At 54.5% G+C, this 12,271-nt stretch carries 10 protein-coding genes and 1 tRNA gene; 4 read left to right on the top strand and 7 right to left on the bottom strand.

The window, feature by feature from the left end; all coding sequences use genetic code 11:
- Positions 1–2: 2 nt before the first annotated feature.
- A complete protein-coding gene (locus tag MTHE_RS07705; protein ID WP_175265918.1) occupies positions 3–1,259 on the bottom strand; it encodes an ATP citrate lyase citrate-binding domain-containing protein in 1,257 nt (418 codons plus the stop codon).
- Between the two features lie 185 nt (positions 1,260–1,444).
- On the opposite strand from MTHE_RS07705, the gene MTHE_RS07700 reads away from it, so the two are divergent.
- Positions 1,445–2,359: a methyltransferase gene (locus tag MTHE_RS07700; RefSeq protein ID WP_232840849.1), complete on the top strand. Its 915-nt coding sequence runs from the start codon at positions 1,445–1,447 to the stop codon at positions 2,357–2,359.
- Between the two features lie 42 nt (positions 2,360–2,401).
- On the opposite strand, the gene MTHE_RS07695 is transcribed toward MTHE_RS07700, so the two are convergent.
- From MTHE_RS07695 to MTHE_RS07685, 3 genes are all read right to left on the bottom strand, one after another.
- Positions 2,402–2,476 (bottom strand) — tRNA-Pro (locus tag MTHE_RS07695).
- Positions 2,477–2,682: 206 nt separating this feature from the next.
- A complete protein-coding gene (locus tag MTHE_RS07690) occupies positions 2,683–3,171 on the bottom strand; it encodes a tetratricopeptide repeat protein (RefSeq protein WP_011696640.1) in 489 nt (162 codons plus the stop codon).
- Positions 3,172–3,203: 32 nt separating this feature from the next.
- Positions 3,204–3,974, bottom strand: a complete 771-nt coding sequence (locus MTHE_RS07685) for a DUF166 domain-containing protein (protein ID WP_232840932.1) — start codon at positions 3,972–3,974, stop codon at positions 3,204–3,206.
- Between the two features lie 367 nt (positions 3,975–4,341).
- Between MTHE_RS07685 and MTHE_RS07680 the strand changes: the two genes are divergently transcribed.
- Together MTHE_RS07680 and MTHE_RS07675 are read left to right on the top strand one after the other, a co-directional pair.
- On the top strand, positions 4,342–5,298 hold the full coding sequence (locus MTHE_RS07680) for a TerC family protein (RefSeq protein ID WP_011696638.1): 957 nt from the start codon (positions 4,342–4,344) through the stop codon (positions 5,296–5,298).
- 5 nt (positions 5,299–5,303) lie between these two features.
- Positions 5,304–7,820, top strand: a complete 2,517-nt coding sequence (locus tag MTHE_RS07675; RefSeq protein ID WP_011696637.1) for a cation-translocating P-type ATPase — start codon at positions 5,304–5,306, stop codon at positions 7,818–7,820.
- A gap of 373 nt (positions 7,821–8,193) precedes the next feature.
- Here MTHE_RS07675 and MTHE_RS07670 read toward each other — a convergent pair whose 3' ends face one another.
- The 3 genes from MTHE_RS07670 to folP form a co-directional block, all read right to left on the bottom strand.
- Positions 8,194–8,925, bottom strand: coding sequence for a DUF128 domain-containing protein (locus MTHE_RS07670; protein WP_232840848.1), 732 nt, complete (start codon positions 8,923–8,925; stop codon positions 8,194–8,196).
- Between the two features lie 192 nt (positions 8,926–9,117).
- Entirely contained in the window at positions 9,118–10,284 is a 1,167-nt protein-coding gene (gene cofE / locus MTHE_RS07665; protein ID WP_011696635.1) for a coenzyme F420-0:L-glutamate ligase, read from the bottom strand.
- 1 nt (position 10,285) lies between these two features.
- Complete coding sequence (gene folP / locus MTHE_RS07660; RefSeq protein WP_011696634.1) at positions 10,286–11,542, bottom strand: dihydropteroate synthase; 1,257 nt, start codon at positions 11,540–11,542, stop codon at positions 10,286–10,288.
- A gap of 284 nt (positions 11,543–11,826) precedes the next feature.
- On the opposite strand from folP, the gene MTHE_RS07655 reads away from it, so the two are divergent.
- Positions 11,827–12,234, top strand: coding sequence for an NUDIX domain-containing protein (locus tag MTHE_RS07655; protein ID WP_011696633.1), 408 nt, complete (start codon positions 11,827–11,829; stop codon positions 12,232–12,234).
- Positions 12,235–12,271: the final 37 nt, after the last annotated feature.

The following is a 12,271-nucleotide window of genomic DNA, read 5'->3' as shown; positions in this document are numbered from 1 at the left end:
GCTCACTCCTCCCTCAGTGCCAGCGGCACTATCCTGGTCATGTGCGTCTCAGGGCCGTAGACCTCTATGGGTATGCCGAGCTCGCTGCCGAGCTCCCTCATCATCCTCAGGCCCTCCTCATAGTTCGGCCCGCCCCTGCGCACGTATATCCTGACGTTGTTCTCCCTGAGCTGCTCCCTGTACTCCCTCAGGGCCGTGATAACGCCTTTGAAGGTGCTCGCAACATCAGTGAAGTTCGCTATCGCACCACCGATGAGCAGAACCTTCCCCCTCGGATCCTTCTCCCGGGTCATGAGATCAAGTATCGTTTTTGTGTAATGATACGTATCCTCCGTGCTCGGATCTCCGCTGTACTCGCCGTAGTTCGCCAGCTCTCCGGCGAAGCCGAGATCGCATATCGTGTCAGTGTATATCACGCTGGCTCCGCCGCCTGCGACCATCGTCCACACCCTTCCCTTCGGGTTAAGTATTGTGAGCTTCAGCGATGCGCCCGTCTTCGCATCTATCTCCTTTATGAAGAGCTCCTCAGGTGTCAGGCTCCTGCCGAATGGCTCCGGGAACAGCAGATCACCCCACTTCTTCCTGCACCAGAACTCCTCAGCATCGTCCAGCTTCGCGACCATGTCTAGAGGAATTATCTTCCCGTCCACGACTGTAAACGGATTGATCTCCAGGTAGGCGAAACCGAGATCGACGTAGAACCTGAAGAGAGCCTCAATGAATCTCGCCATCCTGTCTGCATCAGGAGAGGCCGGGAGTTTGGATTTTATATCTGCAACATCGATGCCATCCAGAATGTCGACGTGTATCTGAATGACCCTGTCCCAGTTCTCCTCCACGCAGACGCCTCCCTGTGTAGAGAAGTAGATGGTATCTCCGTCGCGATCCGAGCTTATGGCCACATAGAGCTCATTCTCGTGAGGCACATAAGGCTCAACCAGGAAGTGATCCAGGATTCCCCTGACGCCGCCTATGGTCACCTCTCTGTTCATGTTCTCGCTCAGATACTCCCTGACGTCATCCCAGGAGGCGTTAAGCAGGACAAGCCCGTGCACTCCTCTCTTCCCGAAGAGCTGATCTGGCTTCACCACAAGCCTCTTCTCGAGGATCCAGGGATTCTTGGAGACGATCGAGTCCAGATCGGTCTCAGGCCCGATCAGGGCCACATCTCCCCTGTAATCGAAATCATCGAGGTATTCTGGGAGAAACCTGGCCAGCAGCCTCTTAGCATCAAACTCCCTAATGCCTCTCTGTGCCATCTTACAACCACCTTCTCCGGGCCTAAGCACTTCGTATTTAGAAATCTTCTGGTCCGCTTCCGGTCTGATGCCAGGAAAGTGTTACATATCTTCATAGATCAACTATCACCATGGACTGCCCATCCTGTGGAGGACGATGCGTAAGGCCGGCCACCCATATCCTGAGCTCCATTGACAATATTTACATGGCGTGTAGAAGTTGCAAAAATGAGCCTTATATTGACAAGAAATCCCCACGAAGATCTCTCCAGACAGGAGATCTGGAGAGATGTGAAGAGTGCGGAAAAGCACCACTGGACCTGGTCATGATCGAGGCGATGGATCTCCTCGTGGAGGAGGGCCTTCGCGACGATCGCGAGCCGCTCCGGAGCGTCGGCTCGCCGATGATAGAGATCGGATATCCCCTGCCGTATCCGCCGCGCCTCGGCGATTCTCAGCTCATACTGGTGATGGATAGGGTGAACAGAGCTGCGGCATCAAGACTCCTTGAGATCCCGGAGATCAAGGGCGTGATCAGGCGCAGCAGAGAGATACCAGGCGTTGTAGATAAAAATGGACACATATGGGAGCTGCTCTCCGGCTGTGACATGCGCTGTGACATCATCCAGAGCATCTACGGCGATCTGGTGATATATAAAAATCAGTCTAAAATACACATAGAGTTTCCGAGGGAGAGCTACCCGAAGATACGGATTCTGGAGGACCTCAGGATCTCTGGAAGAAGTGTGATCGACGGCCTCTGCGGGCCCGGAACGCTGGGGTTCGTCTGCGTCCTGGCCGGCGCGAAGGAGGTCGTGATGAACGACATATGGCTGCCGGCGGTCGAGAACGTGCTTATAAATCTTGAGGTTAACAGGGATGTTCTGGGTATTGAGAGCATAGAGCTCTTCGATCGCGGGGTGGAGATGGTAGGAGGCAGTCCCAGGCTCGTCGGGCGGGCAACGGGCGCATGCGAGATAGAGGTGTACCATGGAGACATACGAAAGCTATTCTCAGCTGTGAACACCCCAGATATGTGCATCCTCGATCACTTTCCAGGCGCACCGCTGGATGAGATCAAAAGAGCGTGTAGCTCCTGCGATGAGATTGTGGTCGTGTAAGCTATCCACTTATAAATGGGACGGACCTCTGAGTCCAGGTGATGGGACAGCGCGGATTCGAACCGCGGTCCAAGCGTCCCAAACGCTCGAGGATGGACCAGGCTACCCTACTGTCCCGCAAAAGGGCAACGCAGTATGAATCAAATCATGGATATATAGCTAATCCTGAAGCCCCACCGATGGGCACAGAGGCTGCAGACGCTCTTGCAGCAGCTTGGAGGCCAATGCGACTGATTGTGAGCACTAATTCACCCGAGAGGAGCGCATGAAAAGGCAGTGCTTCTGCGGACAATTCATCAGATGGCCGAGAGCAAGACTGTGATTCACCTGCATCTTCTCGCTGCGCTCTCGAGGGTCTTTGCTGTGATCATCGCAGCCCGCGCCTCCCTTGCTCTGCCGAGAGCTGCCATGGCATGGCTTTTGTTGTACCACGCGCCTATGAAGTACGCATCGATCTCGAGGGCCCTGTCGAAGCAGGCGAGAGCCTCCTGGTACCTTCTCATCGATCCCAGGGCCATGCCCTTGTTGTTCCAGGCGAACGCATGGTTCGGATCGAGCCTGAGCGCCTCATCGTAGCTCTTCAGAGCGTCCTCATATCTTCCCATGTATGAGAGAGCGATGCCGCGGTTGTTCCATGCGTCCACGATTGTTGGATCGTGCCCTATGGCGCGATCGTACGCCTCCAAAGCGTTTTCGTATCTTCCTGAGTTGAAGTGCGAGTTGCCCTTCTCGAGCCATCTCCTGGCCTCTGCAGTGTCTGCTTCGCTCACAAGCATCACTGCCAAAGCCCAGGCGAATGATGTAAACATCATGATTCTACATACCACAGGATATTACAAAAACCTTACCTGGACACGGCTCTCCTGATCGCCTCCTCGACCTTATCCCTTATGATGTACCCCGCCCTATGCAGCACGGTGTCTCCGATCTCAGGATCTCGGTCCATGCTCGCAGTGCATGGATATGCGTGGTGAGCCTCCGAGATCCTCTCATGCAGCCTGGGATCGTCCTTCTCCACCCCGATCAGCCGCTTGGCCACGAACCACGTCGATCCGCATGGGGCAGATCTGATGACATTGGCTGCGGCAATCACATCCTTCCCCTCTCTGCCCTTCTGGAGCACAATCTCCAGCTCAGGCTCGCCGATCATCGCTCTCTTGAGGAACGCTGCTATGTTCGGCTTAAGAGGATCAGGCCTCATGGCACAGAACGGCTTGGAGAAGGCGGCCTCCAGCCCCAGCTCCTCCGCAGCCCTGGATACCTGCAGTCTGAGCCCCATGGGCATATCCTTCGGACTCTCGGAGCATCCGATTATTCCCCTAATCCCCGCATCCTTCATTCTTGGAAGCATTCCGAAGAGTATGTCCGGATGTACATTTATGACGATCGCGATATCCGCCTCTGGAACCGCAGGAAGCAGCGGCTCGACATCGTCTATGAAGTCTCCCAGGGTCGAGGGATCCGGCATCTCAACAGCCGCAACGATATCCTCAGCTCCGCTGTACTTTCCGCTTCTGCACTGCGTGCACGCCTCGCCACATGAGATGCAGAATCCCGGGTAGTTGAGGAGATTGCCAACGACCCTCTCGCCGAACTCTCCGTTGTAGTACACCACAACCTTCAAGAATGTCACATCCTGTGCAGAGTTGGTTTAAGTCGATATGTAACAGTTTCGAGCGGCCTATGCGATAAAGAGCATGGTATCGAAGTATCAGATATACACAGAACTGAGAGACCAAGGCCGGCCTGCGTATTGTCAGAGACCCTCGAGTATTCCTAAAAACCTCTGGTTTTGAGGCAAATGTGAGTCAAATACGATATCAGCGAGAATCCGCCATTGTAAAAATAAGGGTTTATAGGAATACTCCCTCATATCGCTGTTCATGTGCCTGCAAACGCTGGCCGCGATGGAAAGGCCTTAAATATCGGCAAATACGTATTCCGGTTTCGTCAAATCGCAAAAATTCGACGGATGTGTCCCCTTGACATCAAACCAGGTTGTGCTTTGGATCGGCTTTGGCGTTCTCGTCGTCCTACTTCTTGCAGTTGATCTCGGAGTCTTCCACAGAAGATCAAGCGTTATAACAGTGAAGGAGTCGCTGATCTGGAGCGGGATCTGGACAGCAATCGCGCTTGTATTCAATATAATAATATTCTTCTGGCATGGCCAGGACAGGGCCATAGAGTTCCTGGCAGGGTATCTCATAGAGAGATCGCTGAGCGTCGACAACCTTTTTGTTTTCCTGATGATATTCAGCTACTTCCAGGTACCAGAGACACATCAGTACAAAGTCCTGTTCTGGGGGATAGTCGTTGCACTCCTCATGAGAGCGCTCTTCATAGCAACCGGTTTGACACTCATAGAACACTTCGACTGGATCATCTACCTCTTCGGGATATTTCTTATAATAACAGGAATTAAGATGGCCCTCCAGAGGGAGTCAAAGGTACAGCCGGACAGGAATCCGGTTGTGAGGATGTTCAGAAGTGTTGTACCGGCAACAGACCACTACGATGGCGGGAGGTTCATCACCAGAGCCTATGGGAGAACAATGGCCACGCCGCTACTTATCGTCCTGATCGCGGTCGAGGTGACCGACCTGGTATTCGCGGTGGATTCGATCCCAGCGGTCTTCGCGGTCACAGTCGATCCATTCGTGGTTTACACGTCCAACGTCTTTGCGGTTCTCGGGCTGAGAGCGCTCTATTTCGCTCTGGCCGCCTGCGCGCACATGTTCCACTACCTCAACCACGGTGTGATACTGATACTGATATTCGTGGGCATCAAGATGCTCCTCTCAGATCTGTACGAGATACCGGTCACATTCGCGCTGGGATTTGTCGCGCTGGTTCTGCTGGTATCAATGCTGGCATCTTTGGCAAGGACCTCCGACAGAGAGCGTGTCCTGAGCTGCCTTAAGAGCCTCTCAGGAAAGTGATTGATATGGTGGCTGTAGGTCTCTCGAGCGCTGATGCACAGAGGAGGCTTATTGAGGAGGGATACAACGAGCTTCCATCTGAGAGAAGGCGCGGGCTTCTCTCCATCGCGATGGATGTGCTGAAGGAGCCGATGATATCCCTTCTCATTGCCTGCGGAGCCATTTACTTCCTCCTGGGAGACCGCAGGGAGGCGCTGATTCTGATATTCTTTGTGCTTGTAGTCATCTCCATAACGCTCTACCAGGAGAGGAGGGCAGAGGGCGCCTTGAATGCTCTCAGGGCTCTCTCGAGCCCGAGAGCGCTGGTGATCAGAGATGGAACGCCAGTCAGAATCCCAGGGAGAGAGGTCGTCCGGGGAGATCTCATAGTCCTCGAGGAGGGTGACAGGGTGCCGGCGGACGCTGCAGTGATCTCCTGCACCAGTCTGCTGGTGGATGAGTCGATACTGACCGGAGAGTCGATGCCAGTCAGGAAGATCCCATGCGAAGATAAAGAGTACCAGGAGGTCATGCCGCCCGGCGGAGATGATGTGCCCTTTGTCTACACCGGCACACTTGTCGTCCAGGGGAGAGGGCTGGCAAGAGTGGTCGCCACTGGCTCCAGGACGCTGATGGGGAGGATAGGAGCATCCCTCAAGAGCATAGAGCTCGAGGAGAGCAGGCTAAAGAGAGAGACGCGATCGATCGTCCGCAGGCTCACACTTTTCGGGCTCGCCCTGAGCACGGTTCTTCTGATAGCGTATGCGCTTGAGACCGGCGATCTTCTCCGCGGCCTTCTCGCAGGGATAACGCTCACCATGGCGATACTCCCCGAGGAGTTCCCCGTTGTTCTCACGATCTTTCTAGCACTCGGCGCCTGGAGGCTTTCGAGGATAAATGTCCTGACCAGAAACCTCTCCGCCATAGAGACACTCGGATCTGTAACCGTCCTCTGCACAGACAAGACCGGCACAGTGACCCTGAACAGGATGCGTGTCAGAAAGATATTCGCCAGAGGCAGGATATACGATGTTGATGGGGCGCTTCCTGAGGATGTTCACGATGTCGTTGAGTTCGGGATACTTGCCGGGAGGAGAGATCCGTTCAACCCCATGGAGATCGCTCTCCAGGAGCTGGGGAGAAGGGAGCTCAACGGGACAGAGCACATCCACAACGACTGGACATTCGTTCAGGAGTATCCGCTCACTGATGACATACTCGCGATGTCGATGGTCTGGATGCACGGGGGTGAATATGTTATAGCCGCGAAGGGCGCGCCGGAATCGATATTCGATCTCTGCCATCTCGATGGTGAAGAGCTGAATAAGATCTATGAAGTTGTAGAGAGGATGGCAGCGGACGGCCTGCGCGTTCTGGGGGTCGCCAGGGCCGCGATCTCAGAATCTGAGCTGCCGGATGGGCAGCACGGGTTCGACTTTCAGTTTATGGGGCTGCTGGGATTCTCTGATACCATCAGGCCGGGCGTGCCTGATGCAGTTAATGAATGCCAGAGAGCTGGAGTGAGGGTGATGCTCATCACAGGCGATCATCCAATCACCGCAGCCTCAATCGCATCCTCCATCAACCTCAACCGCGGATCTGTCCTGACCGGGCCTGAGATCGAGTCCATGAGCGATGAAGAGCTCTCAAAACGACTGAGAGACGCGAACATCTTCGCCAGGATGGTCCCCGAGCAGAAGCTCAGGCTCGTCGAGCTTCTGAAGAGTCAGGGGGAGATAGTTGCCATGACTGGGGACGGGGTCAATGACGCTCCCGCTCTTAAATCATCTCACATAGGCATAGCGATGGGCTCGAGGGGCACAGATGTCGCTCGAGAGTCTGCGGATATCGTGCTGCTGGACGATGACTTCTCTTCGATAGTCAAGGCGATACGCCTGGGGCGAAGGATCTTTGACAACATCCGAAAGGCGACTGCGTATATACTGGCGATACACGTTCCGATCGCGGGCATGTCCATACTGCCTGTTGCTCTCGGCCAGCCACTGCTTCTGATGCCTGTGCACATAGCCTTCCTGGAGCTCGTAATAGATCCCGCGTGCTCGATAGCATTCGAGGCCGAGGCTGAGGAGAGCGATGTGATGTCCAGACCTCCAATGAATCCAAAGGCCCCGCTCGTCAGCACTGGTGTGATCGCTCTGGGCGCTCTTCAGGGGATAAGCGTTCTTGCGGTGCTCTCCACGATTTACCTTATGAGCATCGTGGGGGACATGAACGAAGTCAGAGCTCTGATCTTCACCACACTTGTTCTGGCAAACCTTTTGCTCATACTCACAAACAGATCCTGGTCGCAAACGATACTCCAGAGCATTAAAACCAGAAACTCCGCGCTCTGGATGATCTTTGGAGGGACTGTGCTACTGCTATCGATGATTCTCTACATACCATCGCTCAGGGAGATGTTCCATTTCGGATACCTCCACCCAAAAGATATCATGATATGCCTCGCCCTCGCATCCACAAGCGTGCTCTGGTTCGAGGCATGGAAGATGATATTCAGAAGAGGGCGAGCTGGCTCAGAATGAGGATATGAAGCAGCAGAACATAAACTCAGACGGCTCATATGGTCGAATCATCGGAGAGGCGTGCTCTTAAGACTCCAACCAGCAGCGATCGACCTTACCCTTTATTCAAGCCGCTGTTCCCTGCTGTTCCGCAAAATCAGATGGATGAGTCGCTCGGGCTAAAGACCGGGAGGTCCCCCAGCCCTGCAAGATCTCTCCGCTCAGCGATACGTGATCGCATGAGTTAGAGGAGAGGTCTCTCAAGGTATTTCTGTGCAGAGCACCGGTATGTCCATGACAGAGTAGCAGGACGCAAGCTTCAATAACGGAGAGGAGTCCATTCACCTCTGGGAAGGTGTTTCTTCAGGTATCCAGAGGTGCTCCTGGAGATCGATCAGAGCATCCGATCAATCAGCTCATCTATGTGGCACATCTCAGAGATCTCGGTAAGCCCGGAGATGGATGCTGTCTCGATATCAAGCCCGAACTCGACCGCGGCCGCGGCAGGGTTCGTGCCGCCAATGAGCGCCACTCCGAGATGATCTCGCTCCACCGGCATCCCCAACACATCCATGTTCGGATCGCCGAGCTCTATTACCCCCATGATCCCTGCATCTCTCAACTCATCGAGCAAATCCTCAATCGTATCGTGGGCGATCATCGGAGCCTCGTGCAGATTTCCAAGTATTCTGCCAGTCCCTGTCCGCATCATCTCGCATATGCCGGTCAGCTCCTGAGCTATGAGAAGGTCCAGGGGATCTATAGTTGTGGCCCAGTACATGATTATATCCGTAAAGCGCACGGTCTCCCTGTCGATCACCTCTATCAGCCCCCCGCCCTTGGGGCGAACAGGTATCCCGTGCTTTATGAGATATCCGTCTATGGTCATGCTGCAGACTGTGTGTATCATGAACCTCTCTCCCACATCCTCCAGCCTGACCAGCGGAGATACTGCAAGACCGCTGTCTATCGCATCTTTGAATATCTCAAGCGCCTCATGGAGATCATCTCTGGCAACGAGGGATCTGTTTGTTATAACCCTGCCGGTGCCTTTCTTGGCATCAAGACTGACCTGATGGACAAGATTCTCTATCCTGCCCAGGGCGAATACCAGAGGTTCCTGCATCATGGGAAAGATCTGCAACGGTTGATAAATACATATGCATCCGTCAGAGGGACCTGTCCGATTAAGGATTGAGCGTTTCTCCATCCAAAAAGAGCAAGCCACAGATCTCTGAATTTATCTCTCATCCGGACAGATCCTGTCAGCGGAGCTGAGGCGAACCCGATCCCAAGTAGTTCTCTGCTACTGCCCCGATTATGGACATCCCGATCTGCATGATAACGTGAAGGCATCCGGCAGCAACTCACTTGCCCTCACCATCAGCGCATCGCCATTTGATCCCACCATAACAACATCCATATCGCCAAACTCGATCATCATCTGCCTGCATATGCCACATGGTGTTATGGGCTTCGACAGTTCTCCAGCGACAGCAAGCGCTACGAACTCTCGCTCCCCTGCAGCCACTGCGGTGGCCATCGCGACTCTCTCAGCACATATTCCTGCTCCAGATGATGCATTCTCGACATTTGCGCCCTTGTATATCTTCCCGCTTCCGCACAGTACCGCAGCTCCAACCCTGAACTTCGAGTACGGGGCGTATGCCTGGTCCCTGGCATCGATTGCGGATTTGATGAGATCATCGTACTCGCCTGTGTAGGGACGCGGTATCGATCTCAGTACGCCGATATACATGCACTCGTGCGGCGGTATGTTAGGTATTGCAGCAGGTCCCGAATCAGAGAGCTCGACCGGCGCTCCACGTATCACAACTGCAGGAATTCCCTCATCCCCCTCGCCCATTACAAGCTGTGCTGCAGATACGAGGTTATCTGCCACAGCCTTGACGGTTATACGAAGGGGTTTTCCGTACAGGTCCCTTCTACCGCGGGCATCCTCCACAGGTATGATGCCATCGCATGCGAGCGCAACACCGACGCATCCAAGCCTGAGAGGATGTGTTCTGCTGTCGCCTATGATCACGCCTATTCTGACGCCGTTTGAGAGCTCAGTTCTTATTCTAGATGCTGCCCTCTTCGGGTCTGATGGGAGGAGGACCACATACCCGGGAGGCGCATTCGAATGATCGACTCCCGCATTTGGGTAAAGAAAACCATCCTTGAGTGTCAGAACCACACCAGGGATTCCCCCGAGTATCTCATCAGACTCCCTGAGTATCAGCTCCATCTCTGCGGGGTCTTTTTCGTACCTGGAGGCAAGAGCGATCGCACGCGCACTGGGGGTGATGTCTTTAAGGGATACTACACGCCCCTCCCCGGTTGCAACAAAACTCTCAGAGACGACGATCACATCTTTATCCCTGAGCCTGATGCCTGCCTCAGCAAGCCCCCTCCTCAGAGCCTCTACGTGATCCTCGCCGGGCTTCAGAAGACCGGTCTTTATCCCGAAGATCTCCAGCATATCATCCCCTTCCCTTGCTCTGCTGTCTGGATGACGCGGTTACATCTTCAGTAACCTTGTATCTGCTCGCATCTGTGGAGAGAACTGACTCGATCTCGCTCGCGATGGCCGGCAGGCCGAACGGCTGAAGCCTGAGCTTCCTTACAAGCCTCTCGATCTGGGCCAGCGTTCCGAATATCACAGCTCTGTCTGCGGATGGATCGCACCTCAGAGCGCCTCTGGGCACCGCAGCGTCTCCACCCGCTGCAAGCATCTCCTGCTTTATAACCAATGCCTCCATCGGGGTTATGTCCTCAACAGCAACTACAATAAACGAGCCCTTCCTCCAGAGGATATCATAAGCTCCCGGATCGACCTCAACCCAGTCCAGGATGCATCTTAGCTCCTCGGCTGAGCCTGTGAGCTGGAGAAGCTCCACCCTGCCGGAGGGCATCTGCATTCCGCGTGCAGCCTGGGCTATCCTGACAGCATCCCTGCAGGCAGCGACATCATGAGTCCTGACAACATGAGCACCGTTGTAAACAGCGATTGCCGTCGCAGCTATCGATCCTGTCAGCCTATCAGCGGGGTCTTTCAGACCGAGAACCGCACCGATGAAAGACTTTCTGGAGACTGCCGCGACGATCGGCTTCCTCAGTGAGCGCAGGCTTCTCATCCGATCGAGAATTGCGAGATCGTACTCGTAGGTCTTTTCAGGAATCCACCTGCCGATCCCAGGATCGATCAAAATCCTCCTCGGGTCGACCCCACTCTCCACAGCAGTGCTGACAGCCGCCGCGAGCCTCGGGATGATATCCTTTAGCTCCAGGATATCCCCAGGCTTATCTCTAGAGGCCATGAGTAGAAGCGATGCCCCGTGATCTGCAACGACCTCTGCCATTGAGGGATCTTTAAGACACGATACATCATTGATGCAGGCTGCACCCATCGACAAGGCAAGATCCGCTATCGATGCCCTCTGGGTGTCCACAGACACCTCAGCATCAACGCTGTCCAGTATGTTCTCAAGAGCGGGGAAAAGCCTCTCGCGCTCCACATCCTCTGAGATGAAGGGGGAGCCGGGCGCTGTGGAGACTGCTCCGACGTCTATCACCTCGGCGCCCTCGTCTGCCATCTTGATGGCGAATGAGGCCGCTCTCTCGGGCGTGGAGACGGATCCCTTGTAGAACGACTCGGCGCTCAGGTTGATAACCCCCATCAGCCTGACGGAATAAGCGTCTCCGACCCGCAACCTGCCCAGCTCACCCTCTATGGTCAATCGCAACGCCTCTGAATCCAGTGGCGTCCTTTGTATTACCTACTATATGGCATATTCTGTTGTGCTGAGGGGACCTGTACGAATAAGTATTAAGCGTCTCAGACATCCAAAGGAGATAAGGTCCAATAGTTCCGACATCAGCTCTCAGTTAGAACGTCCGTGTGGGCAGACCGTGCGCGTGACACACGCACACAGAAGACCATACTGCACCGACCTGAACCTGAGGGCATCTCGATATAACGGTAATAGCAATTGCGTGTGCAGAATCTCCCGGAGATGGTTGGATGAGAGATAGACAAAGCATACAGACGCCGATGCTCGCGGTTGATGTCGTATTGAGGATGAATGATGGATTAGTTCTCATCCGCCGCAGGAACCCTCCGTTCATGGGATGCTATGCGCTTCCAGGAGGGTTTGTCGAGATCGGCGAGACTGTGGAGGACGCGGCGCGGAGAGAGGTCATGGAGGAGACCGGCATCAGTGCATCTCTTGTGAAGCTGGTGGGCGTTTACTCTGATCCGGACCGCGATCCGAGGGGGCATGTCGTCTCGATATGCTATCTCGCTGATGGCAGTGGCGAGCTCAGATCAGGATCAGACGCATCTGATGCGCGTATATTCCGTCCAGATGAGCTGCCTGAGCTGGCGTTCGATCATGCCAGGATGATACGTGATGCGCTAGCGATGGTCTAAAGTAGATGGCCATTTCTAGCGGTGGCCAGTAACTCGC

This window comes from Methanothrix thermoacetophila PT (assembly GCF_000014945.1).
In the GTDB taxonomy this organism is placed as follows: domain Archaea; phylum Halobacteriota; class Methanosarcinia; order Methanotrichales; family Methanotrichaceae; genus Methanothrix_B; species Methanothrix_B thermoacetophila.
The sequence above is the reverse complement of the archived record's forward strand: the minus strand, read 5'-3'. Positions and strand labels throughout refer to the sequence as shown.

Excerpts from the sequence above, each read along its gene's own strand:
- MTHE_RS07705 (WP_175265918.1), bottom strand. The coding sequence starts at position 1,259 with ATGGCACAGAGAGGCATTAGGGAGTTTGATGCTAAGAGGCTGCTGGCC.
- MTHE_RS07700 (WP_232840849.1), top strand. The coding sequence starts at position 1,445 with ATGGCGTGTAGAAGTTGCAAAAATGAGCCTTATATTGACAAGAAATCC.
- MTHE_RS07690 (WP_011696640.1), bottom strand. The coding sequence starts at position 3,171 with ATGATGTTTACATCATTCGCCTGGGCTTTGGCAGTGATGCTTGTGAGC.
- MTHE_RS07675 (WP_011696637.1), top strand. The coding sequence starts at position 5,304 with ATGGTGGCTGTAGGTCTCTCGAGCGCTGATGCACAGAGGAGGCTTATT.
- MTHE_RS07670 (WP_232840848.1), bottom strand. The coding sequence starts at position 8,925 with ATGCAGGAACCTCTGGTATTCGCCCTGGGCAGGATAGAGAATCTTGTC.
- cofE (WP_011696635.1), bottom strand. The coding sequence starts at position 10,284 with ATGCTGGAGATCTTCGGGATAAAGACCGGTCTTCTGAAGCCCGGCGAG.
- MTHE_RS07655 (WP_011696633.1), top strand. The coding sequence starts at position 11,827 with ATGAGAGATAGACAAAGCATACAGACGCCGATGCTCGCGGTTGATGTC.